The sequence below is a fragment of the Kocuria sp. GQ42 genome (assembly GCF_059758435.1).
In genome coordinates this window covers 256,430-279,804 of the sequence record NZ_JCAXEN010000001.1, presented here as the reverse complement: position 1 = coordinate 279,804, position 23,375 = coordinate 256,430, and the positions used below count along the sequence as shown (strand labels likewise).

Below are 23,375 nucleotides of genomic sequence, written 5' to 3'. Positions count from 1 at the left end.
CCGCCGCCCGGGAGGATCCGGGGCGGCGGGCCGGCGCAGCGGCGGGCGCGGACTACTCGACGGTGACGGACTTCGCGAGGTTGCGGGGCTGGTCGACGTCGTAGCCCTTCGCCGTGGCCAGCTCGCACGCGAAGATCTGCAGCGGGACCGTGGTCAGCAGCGGCTGGAGCAGCACCGGGGACTGCGGCACGCGGAAGATGTGGTTCGCGTAGTCGGCGACCGACTCGTCCCCCTCCTCCGCGATGACGATGGTCACGGCCCCGCGGGCACGGATCTCCTGGATGTTGGAGACCACCTTCGCGTGCAGCGAGTCCCGCCCGCGGGGGGAGGGGACGATGACGAACACCGGCTGGCCCTCCTCGATGAGGGCGATCGGCCCGTGCTTGAGCTCGCCGGCGGCGAAGCCCTCGGCGTGGATGTAGGCGATCTCCTTGAGCTTGAGCGCGCCCTCGAGGGCCACCGGGAAGCCGACGTGGCGGCCCAGGAAGAGCACGGACGAGGCGTCCTTCATGGACTGCGCGAGATCCTTGACCGCGGCCTGCGCGTCGATGACCTGCTGGATCTTGGCCGGCATGGCCTCGAGCTCGGCGAGGATCTCCCCGATCTCGTCCTTGTACTTGTTGCCGCGCAGCTGGGCCAGGTAGAGGCCCAGGAGGTAGGCGGCGGTGATCTGGGCCAGGAACGCCTTGGTCGAGGCGACGGCGATCTCGGGCCCGGCGTGCGTGTAGAGCGCGGCGTCGGCCTCGCGCGGGATCGTGGAGCCGTTGGTGTTGCAGATCGCCACGACCTTGGCGCCCTGCTCCTGGGCGTGCCGGACCGCCATGAGGGTGTCCATGGTCTCGCCGGACTGGGACAGGGCGACCACCAGGGTCCGCTCGTTGACGATCGGGTCCCGGTAGCGGAACTCGTGGGCGAGCTCGACCTCGGTGGGGATCCGGCACCAGTGCTCGATCGCGTACCGGGCGACCTGCCCCGCGTAGGCGGCGGTGCCGCAGGCCACGACGACGATCTTGTCCACGGCGCGGAGCACCGCCTCGTCGATCTTGAGCTCGTCGAGGACCAGGTTCCCGTCCGGGTCGGTGCGGCCCATGAGGGTCTGCTCCACGGCGGCGGGCTGCTCGTTGATCTCCTTCTCCATGAAGGACGGGAAGCCGCCCTTCTCGGCGGCGGCCGCGTCCCACAGCACCTGGAAGGGCTTGCCGTCGGCGCGGTTGCCGTGGAAATCGGTGATCTCGTAGTCGTCGGCCGTGATGGACACGACCTGGTCCTGACCCAGCTCCACGGCGCTGCGGGTGTAGTCGATGAACCCGGAGACGTCGGAGCCGAGGAAGTTCTCCCCCTCGCCCAGCCCGAGCACCAGCGGCGAGTTGCGGCGGGCGGCGACCACGCGGCCGGGGTGGTCGACGTGCACGGCGAGGAGCGTGAACGCGCCCTCGAGCCGGCGGCACGCGACCTGCATGGCCGCGGTGAGGTCCTGGTCGCCGAGGTCGTTGTAGGTGTCGGCCAGGAGCACGGCGGCGACCTCGGTGTCGGTCTCCGAGCGGAACTCGTGGCCCTTCTCGATCAGCTCGCGCTTGATCTCGGCGAAGTTCTCGATGATGCCGTTGTGGATCACGGCGAGCCGGCCGCCGTCGACGACGTGCGGGTGGGCGTTGACGTCCGACGGTCCGCCGTGGGTGGCCCAGCGGGTGTGCCCGATGCCGGTGGTGGAGCGGGGCAGCGGGCTGTCGCGCAGCTCCTGCTCGAGGTTGAGCAGCTTGCCGGCCTTCTTGCGGAAGCCGACGGTGCCGTCCGCGACGACGGCCACGCCCGCGGAGTCGTAGCCGCGGTACTCGAGGCGCCGGAGGCCCTCGACGAGGACGTCCAGGGCGTCGTGCCCGGAGCCGGTGCCGGGCACGTCCGAGCGCTGGGAGGAGGGGCCCACATATCCAACAATTCCACACATGCGCTTCACAGTACCGCATGGATCTCGCCCGGCCGGGTGCACCGGACCCGGCGGGCCGGGCCGTGTTCCCGCCTCTTCTGGGGACACGGCCCGGCCCGCCTGTGGGCCCTTCCGTGGGGCTCGCTCAGCCCCGCCGCTCCCGGACGGCGTCGGCCACCAGCGCCTCGAGCGGCGGGAAGAGCGGGTGCCCGGCGTCCAGCCCCGTGATCTCCCGGACGGCGTCGGCCGGCTCCAGCGTGTCGAGGAGCTCGCCCAGCCGGACGGCCTCCGGGTCGTCGGCCGGGTCGAAGCGCAGGGCGGCCCCGACGGCCGCCTGCAGCCCGTCGGTGCCGAGGCCCCGTTCGGCCAGCTCGGCCGCCGGGCCCACGAACCGCTCGTGCCGGCCGAGCTTGCGCAGCGGGGCGCGGCCCACGCGCTCCACGGTGTCGGGGAGGTGCTCGTTGGCGAAGCGGTCGAGGATCTTCGCGACGTAGCGTCCGTGCTCCTGCTCGTCGAACCCGTGCTTGGCCACGAGCAGCGCCTGCGTCTCCGCGAGCGCCGCCGCGACCCGCTCGCGGATCCCGGGGTCGGCGATCGCCTCCGCGATGCGGTGCCGGCCGGCCCGGTAGCCGAAGTACGCGCACGCGGCGTGACCGGTGTTGACCGTGAACAGCTTCCGCTCGATGTAGGGCACGAGGTCGTCGACGTAGGTCGCCCCCTCGATGGCCGGCTCGCTCCCCGCGAACGGGGTGCGGTCGATGACCCACTCGTGGAACTGCTCCACGACCACGTCGAGCCCGCCGCCGTCCTGCTGCGGCACGATCCGGTCGACGGCGGTGTTGGCGAACACCGCCCGGCGGTCGAGGTCCTCGCCGCCGTACTCGGCGCGGACCGCCTCGGCGAGCAGGTCCGTGGCGGACAGGGCGTTCTCGCACGCCATGACCGCCACGGGGGCGGCGCCGTCCGGGCGCGCGGCGATGCCGCGGGCCACGAGCGGCGCCACGAACTTGAGGATGTGCGCGCCCACGGCCGTGGTGACCACGTCCGCCGTGGCGATCTCGGCGACCACGGACTCCGGGTCGTCCGCCGAGTTGAGCGCCCGGTACCCCTCGACGACCGTGTCGCGGGAGCCGGCGCCGACCTCGTGCACGGTGTAGCTGGGAGTGGACGCCAGCGCGTCGATGAGCGGGGCCGCCACGTCGGCGAACACGACCTCGTAGCCCGAGCGGTGCATGAGCAGGCCGACGAAGCCGCGGCCGATGTTGCCCGCCCCGAAGTGGACGCACTTCATCAGTCGTTCACCTTCCCCAGCAGGTCGAGCACTTCGTCGGCGGTCCCCGCCTCGTCCAGCTGGCGCACCTTCTCCTTGTTGCCGAAGATCTTCGCGACCCGGGAGAGGATCGCGAGGTGCTCGTTGTCCTTGCCGGCGATGCCGATCACCCAGGTGACGGGCTTGCCGTTCCAGTCCAGGCCCTCGGGGTAGCGCACGACCGACAGGGCCGAGGAGCGGATGCTGTCCTTCGCCTGGTTGGTGCCGTGCGGGATGGCGAGACCGTTGCCCATGAAGGTGGACACCGACTCCTCGCGCTCGTGCATGGAGGCCACGTACGCGTCGGTCACGGCACCGGCCGCCACCAGCAGGCCGCCGGCCTCGTCGATGGCCTGCGCGGCGTTGCGCGCGCCGCCGTCCATGACGATCCGGTCCCTGGTGAGGATGGTGGCGTCCCTGGACGTCCCGGCGCCCTCGCCCGGGTCCGCGGCCACGGTGTCGCCGCCGGAGGCCGCTCCCCCGCCGCCGGCCGTGGCCGTGGCCGCCGCCGCGCCGCCGCCCGCCGGGACGGCGGCGCCGTTGCGCTGCTGCACGGCCTCGACGATCTCGTCGTAGCGGGGGCTGCCCATGAAGTTGTCGACGGTCACCACCGAGGCGCTGGGCACCTTCGGCCGGGCCCGCGTGGCCAGGTCCTGGTGGGTGACCACGATGTCGAAGTCGTCGGTGAGGTTGGCGATCGCCGCGTTGGTGACCTTGACGTCGGCGAACCCGGCCGCCTTGACCTTGTTCCGCAGCACGGAGGCGCCCATCGCGGAGGAGCCCATGCCGGCGTCGCACGCGAACACGATGCGCTGCACCGGTCCGCCGTCGGCCAGCTCACGGGCGGGGGTCCCGCCGGTGTCCGCGCCGCCGCTGGTGCCGACGATCGCGGAGGAAACGGAGCTCTTCTTGCCCTTCATCCCCTCCATCCGGGAGGTGGCCTCGGTGAGGTCCCCCTCGCCCTTGTCCTTGGAGGCCTTGAGGATGATCGAGGCCACGAAGAAGGACACGGCGGTCGCGGCCGTCACCGCGAGGGCCACGCCCACGTAGCTGTCGGTGGTGGCCTGCGCGAAGACGGCGATGATCGAGCCCGGGGCGGCCGGGGCGCGCAGGCCCGCGTCGAACAGGGTCAGCGTGAAGATGCCCGTCATGCCTCCCGCGATCGCCGCCAGGATCAGCGCCGGCTTCATCAGCACGTACGGGAAGTAGATCTCGTGGATGCCGCCCACGAAGTGGATCAGGGCCGCGCCGGGGGCCGAGGCGCGCGCGGCGCCGCGGCCGAAGACCGTGTAGGCCAGCAGGATGCCCAGACCGGGGCCGGGGTTGGCCTCGAGCAGGAACAGGATCGACTTGCCCTCCTCCAGGGCCTGGGCGGTGCCCAGGGGGGTGAGGATGCCGTGGTTGATCGCGTTGTTGAGGAACAGCACCTTCGCGGGCTCGATGAGGATCGAGGTCAGCGGCAGCAGCCCCCGGGTCACCAGGAAGTCCACCGCCGAGGCGGCCGCGTTGGAGAAGGCCAGCACGGCGGGGCCGATCAGGAAGAAGCCGAAGATGGCCATGGCCGCGGCCAGGATACCGGCGGAGAAGTTGTTCACGAGCATCTCGAAGCCGGGCTTGATCTTCCCGTCCCAGATGGCGTCGACCTTCTTCATCACCCACGCGGTCAGCGGGCCCATGAGCATCGCCCCGATGAACATGGGGATGTCGGTGCCCACGATCACGCCCATCGTGGCGATCGCCCCGACCACGCCGCCGCGGACGTCGTAGACCATCCGCCCGCCCGTATAGGCGATCAGCAGCGGCAGGAGGTAGGTGATCATCGGGCCGACCAGGCCCGTGTACGGCTCGCCCTCGGCGTTCTCGCCGAACCCGCCCAGCGGGCCGAAGGGGGTGAAGCCCGCCTCGATGAAGAACGCGGTGATCAGCCCCCAGGCGATGAACGCCCCGATGTTGGGCATGATCATCCCCGAGAGGAACGTGCCGAAGCGCTGCACGTGCGCGCGGGCCGCGGTCGATCGTCCTCCCGCCGGTGCTGTGGTCTCTGAGGTCGTTGCCGTCGCCATGGTCCTGTCCTGACTCTCGAGCGGGGTGGTCCTCCACCGGCGGAGCGCACGCGCCGTGCACTGCTGTGAGTTATCTCACGGCGAATACCGGATCGAGACCAAATCTACACCCGGGTACGGGGCCTGTCTCCGGTACACCTCGGGTGCCGGGGTGCGGTCTAGACTGTGGTCGATGACCGCATCTACGCTGAGCGAACGCGCCTCGCCCTTCGTGGAGCTCGACCGGCAGACCTGGTCGAGACTCTCCCACGAGATCGACGTTCCCCTCACCTCTCGGGAGATCGAGAACCTGCGCGGCCTCGGCGACCGGCTCGACGTCGCGGAGGTCCGCGAGGTGTACCTCCCCATCTCGCGGCTGCTGACCCTCTACGACGAGTCGTCGAACCGGCTCAACGCCTCGACCAACGCGTTCCTCGGCGAGGAGCACGCCCGGACCCCGTTCGTGATCGGCATCGCCGGCTCCGTGGCCGCCGGCAAGTCCACCACGGCCCGCCTCCTGCGCGAGCTGCTGTCCCGGTGGCCGTCCACCCCCCACGTGCAGCTCATCACCACGGACGGGTTCCTGTACCCCAACGCGGAGCTGCAGCGCCGCGGGCTCATGGACCGCAAGGGCTTCCCGGAGTCCTACGACCGCCGCGCCCTGCTGCGCTTCGTCGCCAAGATCAAGTCGGGCGCCCCCGAGGTGCGGGCGCCCAAGTACTCGCACCACAGCTACGACATCCTGCCCGGCGAGGAGGTCGTGGTGACCCGCCCGGACGTGGTCATCATCGAGGGGCTCAACGTGCTCGCCCCCGCCAAGGTGGGCCCCGGGGACCGGGCCGCCCTCGCCCTGAGCGACTTCTTCGACTTCTCGATCTACGTGGACGCCCGGCCCGCGGACATCGAGCGCTGGTACGTGGAGCGGTTCCAGGCCCTGCGCTCCTCCGCGTTCGCCGACCCCGGCTCCTACTTCCACCGCTACGCCGACCTCTCCGACGAGAAGGCCGTGGCCACCGCCACCGGCATCTGGCGGCGGATCAACGAGCCGAACCTGATCGAGAACGTGCAGCCGACGCGCGGCCGCGCCCGGCTGATCCTCTCCAAGGACTCCGACCACTCGATCCGGCGCGTGCTGCTGCGCAAGAACTGATGGACGTCCCGCGCGCCGGCGCCCTCCTGCTCGCCGCCGCGGTGCTCGTGGCCGGGTGCGCACCTGATCCCGGGGCCGCTCCCCCGGCCCCGCCCGAACCCTCCGGCACCACCACGGCACCGGCCGCGCCCGCCCCGCCCGGGTCCGGCCCTGCGTCCGGGCCGGCGTCCCCCTCCGGCACGGCGTCGCCGGCACCGGTCCCCACCCCCGGCCGGGGGCCGGGACCGCGCCCGGAGCTGGACGACCCCGCCTCGCTCGCCGTGGTGGTCAACAAGCGTCGGCCCCTGGACCCGCAGGACTGGGCACCCGCCGCCCTCGAGGACGTCGAGGGGCACCTGCTGCGTCCCGAGGCGGCCGCCGCGGCGCGCACGCTGCTGGCCGCGGCCCGGGCGGACGGCGTGCCGGTCCGGATCGTGTCGGGCTACCGCTCCTTCGCCGAGCAGTCCCGCACGTACGCCGGGTGGGTGGCGCAGAAGGGCCCGGAGGCCGCCGACACGGCGTCCGCCCGCCCGGGCCACTCGGAGCACCAGACGGGGCTGGCGGTGGACGTCGGCGACGGCTCCGGGTGCGACCTGCGCGTGTGCTTCGACGGGACGGCCACCGCCGCGTGGGTGGCCGAGCACGGGCCGGAGCACGGCTTCGTGGTCCGCTACCCCTGGGGGGAGCACGACACCACCGGCTACTGGTACGAGCCGTGGCACCTGCGCTACCTCGGCCCGGAGCGGGCCCAGGAGCTCGCGCGCTCGGGCGCCGCGACGCTCGAGGAGTTCTCCGGCCTGCCGCCGGCCCCGGACTACGGACCACCCGCGCCCGGCTAGTCTGTGGCCATGCTCAAGGGGTTCCGGGAATTCATCATGAAGGGCAACGTGCTCGATCTGGCCGTCGCCGTGATCATCGGCGCGGCGTTCGCCCAGGTCGTCAACGCCATGGTCGAGGCGGTGCTCATGCCGCTCATCTCCGCGCTGGTCGGCTCGCCCAATTTCGACTCGTTCGCGGTGCTCACCGTCAACGGCAACGACATCAGGTTCGGCGTGCTGCTCACCGCGCTCGTCAACTTCCTGCTCGTGGCCGCCGCCGTGTACTTCGCCATCGTGCTGCCGATGAACAAGATGATCGAGGCCCGCAACCGCCGGCTCGGCATCGATCCCACCGAGGAGGAGGCCGACGCCCAGGTGCAGCTGCTCACCGAGATCCGCGACGCCCTGCGCCGGCGCACCTGATCCCGGCCCCGCCGGACGCCGGAGGCCCGCACCGTGTGCACGGTGCGGGCCTCCGGCGTCCGGCGGGGCCGGCTCAGACGGTGAGGGCCAGCTCGCGCTCCACGACGGACGCGAGGAACTCCGTCTCGGCCCGGGCGATCTCCTCGGAGGCCGCCTCGACCATCACGCGGACCACCGGCTCGGTCCCCGAGGGGCGCAGCAGCACGCGGCCCGTCTCGCCGAGGCGCTGCTCGACCTCCGCGACGGCCGCCTGCACCCCGGGGTTGGAGCCCACCGCGGTGCGGTCCACCCCGCGCACGTTGAGCAGCACCTGCGGCAGCCGCGTCATCACGCGGGCCAGCTCCGCGAGCGGTGCGCGGGTCTGGGCCACGCGCGAGGCCAGCATCAGCCCGGTCAGCAGCCCGTCGCCGGTGGTGGCGTAGTCGGACATGATCACGTGGCCGGACTGCTCGCCGCCCAGGTTGTACCCGTGCTCGGTCATCGTCTCGAGGACGTAGCGGTCCCCCACGGCGGTCTCCCGCACGTCGATGCCCGCGTCCCGCAGGGCCAGCTTGAGGCCGAGGTTGCTCATCACGGTGGCCACGAGCGTGTCGTCGACGAGCCGGCCCGCGTCCTTGAGCGCCAGGGCGAGGATCGCCATGATCTGGTCCCCGTCGACCTCGCGGCCGGTGGCGTCCACGGCGAGGCAGCGGTCGGCGTCGCCGTCGTGGGCGATCCCGAGGTCGGCCCCGAGCTCGACGACGGCCCGCTGGAGGGGCTCCAGGTGGGTCGAGCCGCAGCCGTCGTTGATGTTCAGGCCGTCGGGCTCGGCGCCGATGACGTGCACGTCGGCGCCCGCGCCGCGGAAGGCGTCCGGCGAGACCCCGCTGGCGGCGCCGTTGGCGCAGTCCAGGACCACGCGCATCCCCTCGAGCCGGTGCGGGATGGCCCCCACCAGGTGCAGGACGTAGCGGTCCTCGGCGTCCGTGAGCAGGTGGATGCGCCCGACCCCGGCGCCGGTGGGGCGCCGGAAGTCGCCGGACTCGAAGACCTGCTGGATCTCGTCCTCCACCCGGTCCGGGAGCTTCCGCCCGCCGTGGGCCAGGAACTTGATCCCGTTGTCGGGGGCCGGGTTGTGCGAGGCGGAGATCATCACGCCGAAGTCGGCGTCGAGGTCCGCCACCAGGTAGGCCAGCGCGGGGGTCGGCAGGACCCCGGCGTCGTGGACGTCCACGCCCGAGCCGGCGAGACCCGCGGTCACGGCGGCGCTGAGGAACTCCCCGCTGGCCCGCCCGTCCCGGGCGACGACCGCCGTGGGGCGCCGCCCCTCGCGTGCGTGGCCGTGGCCGAGCACGATCGCGGCGGCCTGGGCCAGGTCCAGGGTCATGTTGGCTGTGAGGAGGTCGTTCGCGAGCCCGCGCACGCCGTCCGTTCCGAATAATCTAGACATCGCCCCCATCCTACGTTCCCCGCGGCCCGGACACCGGCAGGCGGGCAGAAACGAAAGGACCCCGTCCGACACCGGTGTGCACCGGGTCGGACGGGGTCCGTGACGCTGGGGCGGGCCGGGAGGCCCCTCCGATCAGCGCTTCGAGTACTGCGGAGCCTTGCGGGCCTTCTTGAGACCGGCCTTCTTGCGCTCGATGACGCGCGGGTCGCGGGTCAGGAAGCCGGCCTTCTTGAGGGTCGGGCGGTTGTTCTCGAGGTCGATCTCGTTCAGGGCGCGCGCCACGCCGTGGCGCAGGGCACCGGCCTGGCCGGAGGGGCCACCGCCGTGGATGCGGGCGATGACGTCGTAGGCGCCCTCGAGCTCCAGCACCTTGAAGGGGTCGTTGACCTCCTGCTGGTGCAGCTTGTTCGGGAAATAGTTCTCCAGGGTGCGGCCGTTGACGGTCCACTGGCCGGAGCCGGGGACGACGCGCACGCGGGCGACGGCCTCCTTGCGGCGGCCGACGGCCTGGCCGGAGACGGTGAGGGCCGGGCGCTCGGCGGCGGCCTCGGTCTCCTCCGCGGGGGAGGACTCGGAGGTGTAGCTGCTCAGCTGCTCCTCGCCGTCCACGATGTTCTGCTCTTCAGTATTCTGAGCCACGATTTTCCTCGCTCGTTTCTGTCGTAGGCCCGGTTACTGGGCGACCTGGGTGAACTCGAAGGTCTGCGGCTGCTGGGCACCGTGGGGGTGCTCCGGGCCGGCGTAGACCTTGAGCTTGGACATCTGCTGGGCGGCCAGCTTGTTCTTCGGGAGCATGCCACGGATGGCCTTCTCCACGGCGCGGACCGGGTGCTTCTCCAGCAGCTCGGCGTAGGAGCTGGACTTGAGCCCGCCCGGGTAGCCGGAGTGGCGGTAGGCCCGCTTCTTCTCGAGCTTGGAGCCGGTCAGGGCCACCTTCTCGGCGTTGATGATGATGACGAAATCACCGGCGTCCACGTGGGGAGCAAAGGTCGGCTTGTGCTTTCCGCGCAGCAGCGTTGCGGTCTGGCTGGCAAGGCGACCCAGGACGACGTCGGTGGCATCGATGACGTGCCACTGGCGCTGGATGTCACCGGGCTTCGGGGTGTACGTACGCACGTTAGTTTGCCTTCGTTCGGGTTATCTCGGTGGCGCTAGTTGGGATCACGCCGTTTCTCGGTGTGCCGTCCGGGGCTCGGGTGAGGGCCGAGCTGCATCCGGTGCCCGAGACCCCGGTGCACCGGACCGCCAGGCGTCCTGCAACGGGACAGCGGATCCGGGTACACGTGAACCGAGGCGGGACACGCACAACAGCACCCCACGGTACCGGATGGAGCGGCCAAAGACCACTCGGGCCATACACCCGGAGGGTGCGGCGGTCAATCTCCCCGCGGGCGCCCGGGCCCGCGGCGGCTCACGCTCCGCCGTGCCGGGGCGCCCGGGGAGCGTCGCGGGGATCTCCTCGGAGCTCCTCGCGGCCGGGGTCGCCGAGCGGGGCGCGCCGCGCCCGGGTGCGCTCGGCCCGCTCCCCCAGGGCGGCGTCCCCGGGGTAGCGGACCTCCTCGAGCACGAGCGCGTGCGGCGGGGCCATCAGCGCCTTGGCGTCCCGGACCCGCTCCGCGAGCCGGCGGCCGAGCCAGTCGGGGTCCTCGCGGCCCGCGCCCACGCGGGCGGCCGCGCCCACGACGGAGCGGACCATGTGGTGGCAGAAGGCGTCGGCCTCGATGCCCAGCAGCACGAGCCCGTCCCGGTCCCGCTCGACGGACACGTCCAGGACCTCCCGCACCGTCGTGGCGCCCTCCCGGGGGCGGCAGAAGGACAGGAAGTCGTGCAGCCCCACCAGCTCCTGCGCCGCCCGGGCCATGACGGGGACGTCGAGCACGTCCTTCGACCACCACGTCAGGTGCCGGGTCAGCGGGTCCCGGCCCGCCGCGCCGTCGTCGATCCTGTAGCTGTAGCGGCGGGAGACGGCGGAGAAGCGGGCGTCGAAGCCGGCGGGGGCGGCGCCCGCGCGGCGGACCACGACCGCGCCCGGGCACTCGGGCAGGCACTGCGCGCGGCGGCCGCGGCCCAGGACGTGGGCCAGGGCCCCCGTGAGGCGGCGTTCGAGCGCGCGCCCCGGGTCCTCGTCCCGGCCGCGGGCTAGACCGGTCCACTCCGCCGGGGCCAGGTCCAGGTGCGCCACCTGGCCGCGGGCGTGCACCCCGGTGTCCGTCCGGCCGGCCACCGCGACCCGCACGTCCCGGCGGACCAGCACGGCGAGGGCGTCCTCCACGGCCCCCTGCACGGTGGGCAGGCCCGGCTGACGGGCCCACCCGGCGAACGGCGCGCCGTCGTAGGCCAGGTCGATCCGCACGCGCACGGGGGAATCGGACGGGCTCATGGTCAGCTCCTGGAAGGGGGTGGAGGGGGTCCGGCGGGCACGACGACGCCGCCGGGGACCAGGTCCCCGGCGGCGTCGCGGTGTCCGTCCGTGCGTCGTCCGGTCAGCGCAGCTTCTGCGCGGCGGCGCCGCCGGCCGGCTGGAAGCCGGCCGCCTCGGCGTTGGCCGGCGAGTCGAACCAGATCTCGGCGGTGGTGCCCGCGTACCAGCGCGAGCCGGGCACGTGGTACTTCATCGAGTTCTTGTTGCCCTTGACCTCGAAGCCCTCGGGGGCCTCGCCGGACTCGAGCGGGGCGCGCGAACCGGGGAACTCGGCGTCGGAGTTCTCGGCCGCGACCTCGGCGGCCTGCTCGGAGCCGACCTCGGGGGCCTGCTCGTCGGCGGGGATCTCCTCGGCGGCGACCTCACCGGCGGTGGAGTCCGCCGGGGTGTCGACCGGGGCGGCGGGGGCCGGGGCGGCCTTCTCGGTGGCGCGCTCGGCCTCGGCCACGGTGGCCTTGGTCGCGACGGGCTCCATCACGAGCTCGATGACCGCCATGGGGGCGTTGTCGCCCTTGCGGTTGCCGATCTTGGTGATGCGGGTGTAGCCGCCGTTGCGGTCCTCCATCGCCGAGGCGATGGTGGTGAACAGCTCGTGCACCACGGACTTGTCGGTCAGCTGCGCCAGCACGCGACGGCGGGCGGCCAGGTCACCGCGCTTGGCGAAGGTGATCAGGCGCTCGGCGTAGGGACGCATCCGCTTCGCCTTGGTCACGGTGGTGGTGATGCGCTTGTGCTCGAACAGCTGCTGCGACAGGTTCGCCAGCATCAGGCGCTCGTGCGCGGGTCCGCCTCCGAGGCGGGGTCCCTTGGTGGGAGTAGGCATGGTTGTTGATCTCCTGGAAGTGTGTCCCGGCCCGGGCGGGCACCCGTCGGGACGTCAGCGGGAAGGACTAGTGGTCGTCGTCGTCGAACGGGTTCTCGTCGTCGATCGCGGCGGCGCGAGCGGCGAGGTCGAAACCGGGGGGCGAGTCCTTGAGAGACAGCCCGAGGTCGACGAGCTTGGCCTTGACCTCGTCGATCGACTTGGCGCCGAAGTTGCGGATGTCCATCAGGTCCGCCTCGGAACGGCCCACGAGCTCACCCACGCTGTGGATGCCCTCGCGCTTGAGGCAGTTGTAGGACCGCACGGTGAGCTCGAGGTCCTCGATGGGCAGCGCCATGTCGGCGGCCATCGCGGCGTCCGTCGGCGAGGGCCCGATCTCGATGCCCTCGGCGGCCGTGTTGAGCTCCCGGGCGAGACCGAACAGCTCGACCAGGGTGGTGCCGGCGGAGGCCACGGCGTCACGCGGGGTGATGGCCTCCTTGGTCTCCACGTCCAGGACCAGCTTGTCGAAGTCGGTGCGCTGCTCCACGCGGGTGGCCTCCACGCGGAAGGTCACCTTCAGGACGGGCGAGTAGATCGAGTCGACCGGGATGCGGCCGATCTCCGCGTCCCCGGCCTTGTTCTGGGCGGCGGAGACGTACCCGCGCCCGCGCTCGATGGTCAGCTCGAGCTCGAGCTGGCCCTTCGCGTTGAGGGTCGCGATGTGCAGGTCCGGGTTGTGGATCTCCACACCGGCCGGGGCCGTGATGTCCGCGGCGGTGACGACGCCGGGGCCCTGCTTGCGCAGGTAGGCGACGACGGGCTCGTCCTGCTCCGAGGAGACGGCGAGCTTCTTGATGTTGAGAATGACCTCGGAGACGTCCTCCTTCACGCCCTCCACGGTGGAGAACTCGTGGAGCACCCCGTCGAGCCGGATGCTGGTCACGGCGGCACCGGGGATCGAGGACAGGAGGGTGCGGCGGAGGGAGTTGCCGAGGGTGTAGCCGAAGCCGGGCTCGAGCGGTTCGATCACGAAGCGGGACCGGTTGTCGGCCACGACCTCTTCAGAGAGGGTGGGGCGCTGTGCGATGAGCACTGATGTTTCCTTTCAGCGGGCATCCGCTATATGACGCGCGCAAATGGTGGAAAACAGTTGATGGGTGCGGACCGGTGCCCGGTCCGTTGTCGGCATGCGCACCGGGACCCCGCAGGGTCCCGGTGGGCGTGCTCACATCAGACGCGGCGGCGCTTCGGCGGGCGGCAACCGTTGTGCGCGCTCGGGGTGACGTCCGAGATGGAGCCGACCTCGAGGCCGGTGGCCTGCAGGGAGCGGATGGCGGTCTCGCGCCCGGAGCCGGGGCCCTTGACGAACACGTCGACCTTGCGCATGCCGTGCTCCTGCGCGCGCTTCGCGGCGGCCTCGGCGGCCATCTGGGCCGCGAAGGGGGTGGACTTGCGAGAGCCCTTGAAACCCATCTCGCCGGCGGACGACCAGGAGAGGACGGCGCCGGAGGGATCGGTGATGGTGACGATGGTGTTGTTGAACGTCGACTTGATGTGGGCCTGGCCCTGGGTGACGTTCTTCTTGTCCTTGCGGCGGGGCTTGCGGGCAGCCGCTGCGCGAGTCTTCGGGGGCATGGAGATCTCCTACAAAGTTCGGGAAGAGTGGTGGTGGGCCGCTCGGGGGACCGCGGGGTCCTGGCGCACGAGCGGCAGCGGGCTACTTCTTCTTGCCGGCGACCGTGCGCTTCGGACCCTTGCGGGTGCGGGCGTTGGTCTTGGTGCGCTGACCGTGCACGGGCAGGCCGCGGCGGTGCCGGATGCCCTGGTAGCTGCCGATCTCGACCTTGCGGCGGATGTCGGCGGCCACCTCGCGGCGGAGGTCACCCTCGACCTTGTAGTTGTCCTCGATGTAGTCGCGCAGCTCCACGAGCTGGGCATCGGTGAGTTCGCGCACGCGCAGGTCGCCCGAGATGCCGGTGGCGTCCAGGGTGGCGAGCGCGCGGGTGCGACCCACGCCGTAGATGTAGGTGAGCGCAATTTCCAGCCGCTTTTCGCGGGGGAGGTCGACGCCTGCGAGACGAGCCATATCGGCAGTTCTCCTTGTGGTGTTCCAGAGGTCTGGAGCATCGCTGTCCGGTCGGGGACGTCATGTCCCCTCCGGTCCCCGGCCTCTGTACCGGGGGCGCCCGCCTGGATCTCTCCGGTCGGGAGCGGTGCCTTTATCGATCCACTTGCGTGGGCAGCTCGGGGCGGGTCAGCCCTGACGCTGTTTGTGGCGCGGGTTCTCGCAGATCACCATGACCCGCCCGTTGCGGCGGATCACCTTGCACTTGTCGCAGATCGGCTTCACGCTCGGTTGGACCTTCATCGCATTCCTTCGCGTCGTTCTCTCGAGTGGTGTGCGGCCCGGACGGCCGCCGGTCCTACTTGTAGCGGTAGACGATACGACCGCGGGTGAGGTCGTACGGGCTCAGCTCCACCACCACGCGGTCCTCGGGGAGGATCCGGATGTAGTGCTGTCGCATCTTCCCGGAGATGTGGGCGAGGACCAGGTGACCGTTGTTCAGCTCAACGCGGAACATCGCGTTGGGCAGAGCCTCGACCACAGTGCCTTCGATCTCGATGACTCCGTCTTTCTTGGCCATATCCTCCGCTAACTTCAGGTGCCCCCCGCCGGGGCGGCGAGCAGGGTTTCGGGTGTACATCGTCGTTAAACGCCGCAGCGGACCCGTACGCGCGCACCATCACCGTTCGTGGTGCACGGTGAGGTCGGCGTGGTCCGAAGTGTGCGGAATCGCTGGAGCACAGACAACCAACAGGACACTCTACGGGATCGGGGGCGCCTCCCGCAACGCGGGAGGCGCCCCCGGGGAACGGTGCCGCAGAACGGTGCCGGGGACGACGGCGCTCAGACGGTCGCGGCGAGCTGCCCGCAGGCCCCGTCGATGTCGGAGCCGCGGGTGTCCCGCACGGTGGTGGGGATGCCGTGGGCCCGGAGCCGCTCCACGAAGTTCTGCTCCACGCCGGGCCGCGACGCGGTCCACTTGGAGCCGGGGGTCGGGTTGAGCGGGATGGGGTTCACGTGCACCCATCCCCCGCCGCGGGCGTTGAGCTTCTCGCCGAGGAGGTCGGCGCGCCACCCGTGGTCGTTGATGTCGCGGATCAGGGCGTACTCGATCGAGACCCGCCGGCCGGTGGCCTGGTAGTAGTCGTAGGCGGCGTCGAGGGCCTCGTCGACCTTCCAGCGGGTGTTGATCGGGATGAGCTCGTCGCGCAGCTCGTCGTCCGGGGCGTGCAGGGACAGCGCCAGGGTGACCGGCAGCTTCTCCTGCGTGAACTTCCGGATCCCGGGCACCAGGCCCACCGTGGACATGGTGATGCCGCGGGCCGAGATGCCGAGGCCCTCCGGGGAGGGGTCGATGAGGCGGTGGATCGCCCCGATCGAGGCCTTGTAGTTGGCGAGGGCCTCCCCCATGCCCATGAACACGATGTTGGAGATGCGCAGCGGCTCCTGCTCGGCCCGGCCGACCCTGCCGCCGCGCAGCATCCGCGCGCCCTGCACGACCTGCTCGACCATCTCCGCAGTCGAGAGGTTGCGGGTCAGGCCCGCCTGGCCGGTCGCGCAGAAGGGGCAGTTCATCCCGCAGCCGGCCTGGGAGGAGATGCACATGGTCACCCGGTGGGTGTAGCGCATGAGCACGGACTCCACGGTGGCGCCGTCGAAGCACCGGTGCACGTTCTTGACGGTGTCCCCCTGGTCTGCCTCGAGGCTGCGCACGGTGGTCAGCAGCGTCGGCAGGGCCTGGGAGACGAGCTCCTCCCGGCCGGCCGCGGGCAGGTCGGTCATGTCCTCGGGGGCCGTGGCGAACCGGTCGAAGTAGTGGCGGGAGAGCTGGCCCGCCCGGAAGGGCTGGTGCCCCAGCTCGGCGAGGAACTCCCGGCGGCCCGCCATGTCGAAGTCGGCGAGGTGGCGCGGGGGCTTGCCGCGCCGCGGCGCGGCGAAGGTCAGCTGACCGGGCCGGGGCTTCACGGTGAGCTCGACGGGTGTGCTGGTGGTGCTCTGCTGCGGCTGCTGGGCCACGGTGTTCTCCTCGCGGTGTCGCGGGTCCGGGGTGGTGGAGGGCTGTCCGGTCACGGCAGGTCCTCCGGGATCGGGACGGGGCGCACGCCGAGGGGCTCGAGCTCCGAGGCCCCGCCGTCCTCGGCGGTGAGCACCCAGACGCCGTCGGCGTGCAGGGCCACGGAGTGCTCCCACTGGCTGGAGCGGGCGCCGTCGGTGGTGACCACGGTCCACTCGTCGTCGAGCACGCGGGTGCCGATCCCGCCGCGCACGAGCATCGGCTCGATGGCCAGTGCCATGCCGGCGCGCAGGCGGGGCCCGCGGTCGGTGCTGCGGAAGTTGAGCACGTCGGGCGCCATGTGCATCTTGGACCCGATGCCGTGGCCCACGTACTCCTCGAGGATCCCGAAGCGGTGCCCGGAGGCCTTCCGCACGTAGTCCTCCACGGCCGCGCCGATGTCGCCGACGTGCGTGCCGGTGGCCGCCGCCGCGATGCCGTGCCACATGGCGTTGCGGGTGACGTCGGAGAGCTCGGCGTCCGCGGGGTCCGGGCGTCCCAGGAGCACGGTGCGCGCGGAGTCCCCGTGCCAGCCCTCGACGACGGCCCCGCCGTCCACGGAGAGGATGTCCCCCTCCTGCAGCACCTGGTCCCCCGGGATGCCGTGGACGACCACCTCGTTGACGGACACGCACACCGCGGCGGGGTAGCCGAAGTAGCCGAGGAAGTTGGAGCTCGCCCCGTGCTCGTCGAGGACGGAGCGGAAGACGTCGTCGAGGGACGCGGTGGTCGCGCCGGGCACGGCGGCCGCCACGGCGGCGTCGAGGGCGCGGGAGGTCACCACCCCGGCGCGCTGCATGGTGCGCAGCTGGGCGTGGGTCTTGTACTCGATCCGGCGGCGGCCGAACATGCGGTCTTCCTTCCGAGCCGCTCCCCCGGTCGGGGAGCTCGCGGCTGTCGTGGGTTAAACGTGAGACCCCCGGGGGTGTCCGGGGGTGTCACGGCGTGCGCAGTGCGGGACGGTGCGTCAGGACAGCGCTGTCATGATCCGCTGGGAGACCTCGTCGACGGTCCCGAGCCCGTCGACCTCGCGGACGATGCCGCGCCGGTCGTAGACGTCGACGACCACGGCGGTCTCGGCGTCGTACACGTCGAGGCGGTGCCGGATGACCGCCTCCGTGTCGTCGGTGCGCCCCTCCTTCTGGGCCCGTCCGAGGAGCCGCTGGACGAGCTCGTCGCGGTCGGCGGTCAGCTTCAGCACGACGTCGAGCTCCTGCCCCAGCTCCGCGAGGATGGCGTCGAGCTCGTCCACCTGCGCGGCGTTGCGCGGGTAGCCGTCGAGCAGGAAGCCGTCGGCGGTGTCCGTCTCGGCGAGGCGGTCGCGGACCATCCGGTTGGTCACGGAGTCCGGGACGAGGTCACCGGCGTCGATGTAGCTCTTGGCCTCCTGCCCCAGGGGGGTCCGGCCCTTGATGTTGGCCCGGAAGATGTCGCCGGTGGAGATCGCCGGGATGCCGAGCCGGTCCGAGATGCGCACGGCCTGCGTGCCCTTGCCTGCGCCGGGGGGTCCGATGATGAGCATGCGGGTCATGAAGTCTCCTTGCGGTCGGTGGTGGCTGCCGTCCCAGTCTACCGGGGCGTGCCCGCCGTCCCCGGCGGGGGACGGCGGGGAGGGGTCAGCGCAGCAGGCCCTCGTAGTTGCGCTGCTGCAGCTGGGCCTCGATCTGCTTCACCGTGTCCAGGCCCACGCCCACCATGATCAGCAGCGACGGACCGCCGAAGGGGAAGTTCTGGTTCGCGTCGATCAGCACGAGCGCCACGAGGGGGATCATCGACACGATGCCCAGGTAGAGGGCGCCCGGGAACGTGATCCGGCTGAGCACGTAGGCGAGGTACTTCTCGGTGGGCCGTCCCGCGCGGATCCCCGGGATGAAGCCGCCGTAGCGCTTCATGTTGTTGGAGACCTCCTCCGGGTTGAACGTGATCGACACGTAGAAGTACGTGAAGAACACGATCATCAGGAAGTACATCGCCATGTACACGGGGTGGTCGCCGGTGACGAGGTAGGTGTTGATCCAGTTCACCCAGCCGGGGATGTCCGTGCCGTCGTCCGGCATGCCGAACTGGGCGAGCATGCCGGGGAGCATCAGCATCGAGGACGCGAAGATGATGGGGATGACACCGGCCATGTTGACCTTGAGCGGGATGTAGGTGGTGGTCCCGCCGATCGTGCGCCGGCCCACCATCCGCTTGGCGTACTGCACGGGCACGCGGCGCTGGGACTGCTCCACGAACACCACGCAGGTGATCACCACGAGCCCCACGGCCAGCACGGAGAGGAACACGCCCCAGCCCCGGGTGCGGAGGATCTCGCCCAGCGCGGAGGGGAAGGTCGCGGCGATGGACGTGAAGATGAGCAGCGACATGCCGTTGCCCACGCCCTTCTCCGTGATCCGCTCCCCCAGCCACATGATGATCGCCGTGCCGGCGGTCATCGTGATGATGATGATCAGCACGGTCAGCCAGGTGTCGTTCGGGATGATCGGCAGGGGGCAGTCCCCCAGCAGGGCGCCGGACCGGGCGAGCGAGACCACCGTGGTGGCGTTGAGCAGCGCGAGGCCGATGGTGAGGTAGCGGGTGTACTGGGTCAGCTGCGTCTGCCCCTGCGCCCCCTCCTCGTGCAGCTCCTGGAAGCGCGGGATGACCACGCGCAGCAGCTGCACGATGATGCTCGCGGTGATGTAGGGCATGACGCCCAGGGCGAAGACCGACAGCTGCAGCAGCGCGCCGCCGCTGAAGAGGTTCACCATGTCGTACACGCCGCCCGTGGTGGTCCCGAGGGCCAGGCACTGCTGCACGTTGCCGTAGTCGACGCCCGGCGCCGGGATGAACGTGCCCAGGCGGTAGAGCACGATGAGGGCGAGGGTGAACCCCAGCTTGCGTCGCAGGTCGGGGGTTCGCAACGCCCGTCCGAAAGCGCTGAGCACATGTCCTCCTAGAGACTGGGTCCGACCGGCATCCGGTGGCGGGGGGTGTGGTGGTGCGGGAGCTCGGTCCGGGGTCCCCGCGCCCGGTGGGCGCGGACGACTCCGGCAAGTCTAGCGAACGCGGCCCGCCCGGGACTCACCGGGGGCGCGCGCCGACGGGGCGGGCTCGTGCCCGCCGACGGATCAGGCCCCGCCCACGCTGGCGTGGACGAGGCCTGATCCGTGGGTGCCGCGGGGCCGGGCGTGCGCCCGGCCCCGCGGCCCGCGCTCACAGCGCGGTGGTGCTGCCGCCGGCGGCGGCGATCTTCTCCGCGGCGGAGCCCGAGAAGGCGTGCGCCTTCACGTCGACCGCGACCGCGATCTCGCCGGAGCCCAGGACCTTGACGGGCTGGTTCTTGCGCACGGCGCCGCGGGCCACGAGCGACTCCACGGTCACCTCGCCGCCCTCCGGGAAGAGCTCGGTGAGCTTGTCCAGGTTGACGACCTGGTACTCCACGCGGAACGGGTTCTTGAACCCGCGCAGCTTGGGCAGGCGCATGTGCAGCGGAAGCTGCCCGCCCGCGAAGCCCGCCTTGACCTGGTACCGGGCACTGGTGCCCTTGGTGCCGCGGCCGGCGGTCTTGCCCTTGGAGCCCTCACCGCGACCCACGCGGGTCTTGGCGGTCTTCGCGCCCGGGGCCGGACGCAGGTGGTGCACCTTGAGCGCGTGCACCTTCTCGTTGCTCTGAGCGGTGTTCTCAGCAGTGTTCTCTGCCATGGTTACTTGGCCTCCTCGACCTTGACCAGGTGGGCGACGGTGTTGACCATGCCCGCGGTCACGCCGTCGGCCTTGCGGACCACGACGTTGCCCGGCCGCTTGAGGCCGAGGGACCGCAGGGTGTTGCGCATGTTCTGCTTCTGGCCGACCACCGACCGGACCTGCGTGATGCGCAGCTCCGTGCCGTCGGGCTGGATACGCTTGCCGGACATCAGGCACCTGCCTTCTGGATCGAGCGCAGCAACGGACCGGGGACGACCTCGTCCATCGGGAGCCCACGACGGGCCGCGACGGCCGCCGGCTCCTCGAGCTGGCGGAGCGCCTCGATGGTTGCGTGCACGATGTTGATCTGGTTCGACGAGCCGAGGGACTTCGACAGCACGTCGTGGATGCCGGCGCACTCGAGCACGGCGCGGACCGGACCACCGGCGATCACACCGGTACCCGGGGTCGCCGGGCGCAGCATGACGACGCCTGCGGCGGCCTCGCCCTGCACGCGGTGCGGGATCGTGCGGTCCTCGATACGCGGGACGCGGAAGAAGTTCTTCTTCGCCTCCTCGACGCCCTTCGAGATCGCCGCCGGCACCTCCTTGGCCTTGCCGTAGCCGACGCCGACCATGCCGTTGCCGTCGCCGACGACGACGAGGGCGGTGAAGCTGAAGCGACGACCACCCTTGACGACCTTGGAGACACGGTTGATGGTCACGACGCGCTCGAGGAACTTGTCCTTCTCCTCGTCGCGGCCGCCGCGGCCACCGCGGCCGCCGCGCTCGCCGCGGCCCCCGCGCTCACCGCGGCCGCCGCGCTCGCCGCGGCCCCCGCGGTCGCCGCGGGAGTCCTGGGAGCGGTTGGCCTCGGTGGTCTGCTGGGCCCCGGTCGCCTCCGTGGAGGCAGTGCTGGCTTCGGTCACCTGGGTTTCCTTCTCGTTGTTCTGCTCGCTCACAGTGCCAGACCTCCTTCGCGGGCGCCGTCGGCGACAGCCGCCACGCGACCGTGGTACTTGTTGCCGCCGCGGTCGAACACGACGGACTCGACACCGGCGGCCTTGGCGCGCTCGGCCACGAGCTCACCCACGCGCTTGGCCTTGGCGGTCTTGTCCGCGTCGGCGCCGCGCAGGTCGGCCTCCATGGTGGAGGCCGAGGCGACGGTGACACCCTTGGTGTCGTCGACGACCTGGACGAACACGTGGCGGGCGGAGCGGTTGACGACCAGGCGCGGGCGCGCGGCCGTGCCGGCCAGGTGCTTGCGCACCCGGACGTGGCGGCGGCTGCGGGCGGCGGCCTTGGACTTGCCCTTGATCTTCAGAGCCATGGTTACTTACCAGCCTTTCCGGCCTTGCGGCGGATCTGCTCGCCGGCGTACCGCACGCCCTTGCCCTTGTAGGGCTCGGGGGCGCGGAGCTTGCGGATCTTGGCGGCGACCTCGCCGACCTGCTGCTTGTCGATGCCGTTGACCGAGAGCTTGTTGACGCCCTCGACGGCGAACGAGATGCCCTCCGGCGCCTTGAAGGTGATCGGGTGGCTGTAGCCGAGGGCGAACTCGAGGTCCTGGCCCTTGGCCTGCACGCGGTAACCGGTGCCGACGATCTCGATGCCCTTGGTGTAGCCCTGGGTGACGCCCTGGATCATGTTCGCGATCAGGGTGCGGGTGAGACCGTGCAGCGAGCGGGACTCGCGCTCGTCGTCGGGTCGGGTGACGGTGAGGGTGCTGTCGTCGAGCGCGACGGTGATCGGGCTGGCAACGGTGTGCTGCAGCTCGCCCTTGGCGCCCTTGACGGAGACGACGTTGCCGTCGATCTTGATCTCCACACCGGCCGGCACAGAGATGGGGAGACGTCCGATACGTGACATGTTCTCTTCCTTTCTGTTCCGGGTTACCAGACGTACGCGAGGACTTCGCCGCCCACGCCCTTCTTCGCGGCCTGCTTGTCGGTCAGCAGCCCGGAAGAGGTGGACAGGATGGCGATGCCCAGGCCGCCCAGGACCTTGGGGAGGTTGGTGGACTTGGCGTAGACGCGCAGGCCCGGCTTGGAGATGCGCCGGACGCCCGCGATGGAGCGCTCCCGGTTGGGGCCGAACTTCAGGGAGAGCGTGAGGGTCTTGCCGACCTCCGCCGCCTCCTCCTTGTAGTCCGCGATGTAGCCCTCGGCCTTGAGGATGTCCGCCACGCGAGCCTTGAGCTTCGAGTACGGCATGCTCACGGAGTCGTGGTAGGCGGAGTTGGCGTTGCGCAGACGCGTCAGCATGTCCGCGACAGGATCTGTCATTGTCATTTTGGGGGCACGTGCCCTTCCTCGTCCCGGTTTCCGCACCTGGCGGCGCCCGTGGGCGCCCGGCCGGACCTGGAACGTAGCGAGATTAGTTGGTCTTGAAGGGGAAGCCGAGCGCCTTCAGCAGCGCGCGGCCCTCGTCGTCGGTCTTCGCGGTGGTGACCACCGTGATGTCCATGCCGCGGACCCGGTCGATGCGGTCCTGGTCGATCTCGTGGAACATGGACTGCTCGGTGAGGCCGAAGGTGTAGTTGCCGTTGCCGTCGAACTGGCGGTCGGACAGACCCCGGAAGTCGCGGATGCGCGGCAGGGCCAGGGTCACCAGGCGGTCGAGGAACTCCCACATGCGGTCGCCGCGCAGCGTGGTGTGCGCGCCGATCGGCATGCCCTCGCGGAGCTTGAACTGCGCGATGGACTTCTTCGCCCGGGTCACGAGCGGCTTCTGGCCCGTGATGGCGGTGAGGTCGCGGACGGCGCCGTCGATGAGCTTCGAGTCCTTGGCGGCGTCACCGACACCCATGTTCACGACGACCTTGACGACGCGCGGGATCTCCATGACGTTGCCGTAGCCGAACTGCTCCTGCAGCGCGGGCACGACGGTCTCCTGGTACTTGTCCTTGAAGCGCGGGGACACGCTGATCTCGGTGGTTTCGGTCATCACAGGTCCTTGCCGGTGCTCTTGGAGACGCGGACGCGGACGGTCTTCTGGCGTCCGTCGCGCTCCACGGTCTCGGTGCGGTGGCCGACGCGGGTCGGCTTGTTGGTCTCCGGGTCCACGAGCGCCACGTTGGACACGTGGATCGGGGCCTCGACCTTGTCGATGCCGCCGGCTTCGCCCTGCATGGAGGCCTTGCGGTGGCGGGTGATCACGTTGATGCCCTCCACGACCACGCGGGAGGTCTCGGGGATCACGCGCAGGACCTTGCCCTGCTTGCCCTTGTTGTCCTTGCTGCCGGAGATGACCTGCACCAGGTCGCCGGTCTTGATCTTGAACTTCGCCATG

General features: G+C 71.1%; 28 protein-coding genes. 3 read left to right on the top strand and 25 right to left on the bottom strand.

Features of this window, described 5'->3' with window-relative positions:
- Window positions 1–52: 52 nt before the first annotated feature.
- From glmS to AC6CH6_RS01300, 3 genes are all read right to left on the bottom strand, one after another.
- Window positions 53–1,945 (bottom strand): glutamine--fructose-6-phosphate transaminase (isomerizing), encoded by a 1,893-nt coding sequence (gene glmS, locus AC6CH6_RS01310; RefSeq protein WP_368812716.1) that lies wholly within the window; start codon window positions 1,943–1,945, stop codon window positions 53–55.
- Window positions 1,946–2,069: 124 nt separating this feature from the next.
- Window positions 2,070–3,215 (bottom strand): mannitol-1-phosphate 5-dehydrogenase, encoded by a 1,146-nt coding sequence (locus AC6CH6_RS01305; protein ID WP_498253766.1) that lies wholly within the window; start codon window positions 3,213–3,215, stop codon window positions 2,070–2,072.
- The gene (locus AC6CH6_RS01300; RefSeq protein ID WP_498253765.1) at window positions 3,215–5,296 is read right to left on the bottom strand and encodes a PTS mannitol transporter subunit IICBA; all 2,082 of its coding nucleotides are present in this window, start codon (window positions 5,294–5,296) and stop codon (window positions 3,215–3,217) included. The genes AC6CH6_RS01305 and AC6CH6_RS01300 overlap by 1 nt, the downstream gene beginning before the upstream one ends.
- 172 nt (window positions 5,297–5,468) lie before the next feature.
- Here AC6CH6_RS01300 and coaA point away from each other — a divergent pair, with 172 nt between their 5' ends.
- The 3 genes from coaA to mscL are packed head-to-tail and all read left to right on the top strand — an operon-like array spanning window position 5,469 to window position 7,645.
- Window positions 5,469–6,425 (top strand): type I pantothenate kinase, encoded by a 957-nt coding sequence (coaA, locus tag AC6CH6_RS01295; protein ID WP_031282962.1) that lies wholly within the window; start codon window positions 5,469–5,471, stop codon window positions 6,423–6,425.
- On the top strand, window positions 6,425–7,243 hold the full coding sequence (locus AC6CH6_RS01290; protein ID WP_498253764.1) for a M15 family metallopeptidase: 819 nt from the start codon (window positions 6,425–6,427) through the stop codon (window positions 7,241–7,243). The genes coaA and AC6CH6_RS01290 overlap by 1 nt, the downstream gene beginning before the upstream one ends.
- A gap of 36 nt (window positions 7,244–7,279) precedes the next feature.
- Window positions 7,280–7,645: a large conductance mechanosensitive channel protein MscL gene (mscL, locus tag AC6CH6_RS01285; protein WP_240722372.1), complete on the top strand. Its 366-nt coding sequence runs from the start codon at window positions 7,280–7,282 to the stop codon at window positions 7,643–7,645.
- 73 nt (window positions 7,646–7,718) lie between these two features.
- Here mscL and glmM read toward each other — a convergent pair whose 3' ends face one another.
- The 22 genes from glmM to rplX all read right to left on the bottom strand — a co-directional run bounded on the left by glmM (window position 7,719) and on the right by rplX (window position 23,374).
- The gene (gene glmM, locus AC6CH6_RS01280) at window positions 7,719–9,074 is read right to left on the bottom strand and encodes a phosphoglucosamine mutase (protein WP_419966163.1); all 1,356 of its coding nucleotides are present in this window, start codon (window positions 9,072–9,074) and stop codon (window positions 7,719–7,721) included.
- A 132-nt stretch (window positions 9,075–9,206) separates the two neighbouring features.
- A complete protein-coding gene (gene rpsI / locus AC6CH6_RS01275) occupies window positions 9,207–9,713 on the bottom strand; it encodes a 30S ribosomal protein S9 (RefSeq protein ID WP_031282957.1) in 507 nt (168 codons plus the stop codon).
- Window positions 9,714–9,746: 33 nt separating this feature from the next.
- Window positions 9,747–10,190 (bottom strand): 50S ribosomal protein L13, encoded by a 444-nt coding sequence (rplM, locus tag AC6CH6_RS01270; protein WP_017833326.1) that lies wholly within the window; start codon window positions 10,188–10,190, stop codon window positions 9,747–9,749.
- Window positions 10,191–10,485: 295 nt separating this feature from the next.
- Window positions 10,486–11,454 (bottom strand): tRNA pseudouridine synthase A, encoded by a 969-nt coding sequence (locus AC6CH6_RS01265; protein ID WP_498253763.1) that lies wholly within the window; start codon window positions 11,452–11,454, stop codon window positions 10,486–10,488.
- A gap of 103 nt (window positions 11,455–11,557) precedes the next feature.
- On the bottom strand, window positions 11,558–12,319 hold the full coding sequence (rplQ, locus tag AC6CH6_RS01260) for a 50S ribosomal protein L17, sunset domain variant (RefSeq protein ID WP_031282955.1): 762 nt from the start codon (window positions 12,317–12,319) through the stop codon (window positions 11,558–11,560).
- A gap of 67 nt (window positions 12,320–12,386) precedes the next feature.
- A complete protein-coding gene (locus tag AC6CH6_RS01255) occupies window positions 12,387–13,394 on the bottom strand; it encodes a DNA-directed RNA polymerase subunit alpha (protein WP_133409344.1) in 1,008 nt (335 codons plus the stop codon).
- Between the two features lie 137 nt (window positions 13,395–13,531).
- On the bottom strand, window positions 13,532–13,936 hold the full coding sequence (gene rpsK / locus AC6CH6_RS01250; protein ID WP_017833322.1) for a 30S ribosomal protein S11: 405 nt from the start codon (window positions 13,934–13,936) through the stop codon (window positions 13,532–13,534).
- A gap of 82 nt (window positions 13,937–14,018) precedes the next feature.
- Window positions 14,019–14,387, bottom strand: a complete 369-nt coding sequence (gene rpsM / locus AC6CH6_RS01245; protein WP_017833321.1) for a 30S ribosomal protein S13 — start codon at window positions 14,385–14,387, stop codon at window positions 14,019–14,021.
- Window positions 14,388–14,555: 168 nt separating this feature from the next.
- Window positions 14,556–14,669, bottom strand: coding sequence for a 50S ribosomal protein L36 (gene rpmJ, locus AC6CH6_RS01240; protein WP_017833320.1), 114 nt, complete (start codon window positions 14,667–14,669; stop codon window positions 14,556–14,558).
- Window positions 14,670–14,724: 55 nt separating this feature from the next.
- Window positions 14,725–14,946 carry a translation initiation factor IF-1 gene (gene infA / locus AC6CH6_RS01235; protein WP_017833319.1) on the bottom strand — a complete coding sequence of 74 codons (222 nt, stop codon included), beginning with the start codon at window positions 14,944–14,946 and terminating at the stop codon, window positions 14,725–14,727.
- Between the two features lie 263 nt (window positions 14,947–15,209).
- On the bottom strand, window positions 15,210–16,382 hold the full coding sequence (gene rlmN / locus AC6CH6_RS01230; RefSeq protein ID WP_031282953.1) for a dual-specificity RNA methyltransferase RlmN: 1,173 nt from the start codon (window positions 16,380–16,382) through the stop codon (window positions 15,210–15,212).
- A 50-nt stretch (window positions 16,383–16,432) separates the two neighbouring features.
- Window positions 16,433–17,269, bottom strand: a complete 837-nt coding sequence (gene map / locus AC6CH6_RS01225) for a type I methionyl aminopeptidase (RefSeq protein ID WP_368796623.1) — start codon at window positions 17,267–17,269, stop codon at window positions 16,433–16,435.
- 117 nt (window positions 17,270–17,386) lie between these two features.
- The gene (locus AC6CH6_RS01220) at window positions 17,387–17,950 is read right to left on the bottom strand and encodes an adenylate kinase (RefSeq protein WP_498253762.1); all 564 of its coding nucleotides are present in this window, start codon (window positions 17,948–17,950) and stop codon (window positions 17,387–17,389) included.
- A gap of 85 nt (window positions 17,951–18,035) precedes the next feature.
- Window positions 18,036–19,346, bottom strand: coding sequence for a preprotein translocase subunit SecY (gene secY / locus AC6CH6_RS01215; protein WP_031282952.1), 1,311 nt, complete (start codon window positions 19,344–19,346; stop codon window positions 18,036–18,038).
- Window positions 19,347–19,614: 268 nt separating this feature from the next.
- Entirely contained in the window at window positions 19,615–20,103 is a 489-nt protein-coding gene (gene rplO / locus AC6CH6_RS01210) for a 50S ribosomal protein L15 (protein ID WP_133409341.1), read from the bottom strand.
- Window positions 20,104–20,105: 2 nt separating this feature from the next.
- Window positions 20,106–20,315 (bottom strand): 50S ribosomal protein L30, encoded by a 210-nt coding sequence (gene rpmD, locus AC6CH6_RS01205; protein WP_017833313.1) that lies wholly within the window; start codon window positions 20,313–20,315, stop codon window positions 20,106–20,108.
- The gene (gene rpsE, locus AC6CH6_RS01200; RefSeq protein WP_017833312.1) at window positions 20,315–21,046 is read right to left on the bottom strand and encodes a 30S ribosomal protein S5; all 732 of its coding nucleotides are present in this window, start codon (window positions 21,044–21,046) and stop codon (window positions 20,315–20,317) included. The genes rpmD and rpsE overlap by 1 nt, the downstream gene beginning before the upstream one ends.
- Window positions 21,043–21,414, bottom strand: a complete 372-nt coding sequence (gene rplR, locus AC6CH6_RS01195) for a 50S ribosomal protein L18 (protein WP_017833311.1) — start codon at window positions 21,412–21,414, stop codon at window positions 21,043–21,045. Before rplR ends, rpsE begins: the two co-directional genes overlap by 4 nt.
- Before the next feature lie 2 nt (window positions 21,415–21,416).
- Entirely contained in the window at window positions 21,417–21,953 is a 537-nt protein-coding gene (gene rplF / locus AC6CH6_RS01190) for a 50S ribosomal protein L6 (RefSeq protein WP_031282950.1), read from the bottom strand.
- 23 nt (window positions 21,954–21,976) lie between these two features.
- The gene (rpsH, locus tag AC6CH6_RS01185) at window positions 21,977–22,375 is read right to left on the bottom strand and encodes a 30S ribosomal protein S8 (RefSeq protein WP_017833309.1); all 399 of its coding nucleotides are present in this window, start codon (window positions 22,373–22,375) and stop codon (window positions 21,977–21,979) included.
- An 85-nt stretch (window positions 22,376–22,460) separates the two neighbouring features.
- Entirely contained in the window at window positions 22,461–23,030 is a 570-nt protein-coding gene (rplE, locus tag AC6CH6_RS01180) for a 50S ribosomal protein L5 (protein WP_017833308.1), read from the bottom strand.
- The gene (gene rplX / locus AC6CH6_RS01175; protein WP_109268117.1) at window positions 23,030–23,374 is read right to left on the bottom strand and encodes a 50S ribosomal protein L24; all 345 of its coding nucleotides are present in this window, start codon (window positions 23,372–23,374) and stop codon (window positions 23,030–23,032) included. The genes rplE and rplX overlap by 1 nt, the downstream gene beginning before the upstream one ends.
- Window position 23,375 lies beyond the last annotated feature (1 nt).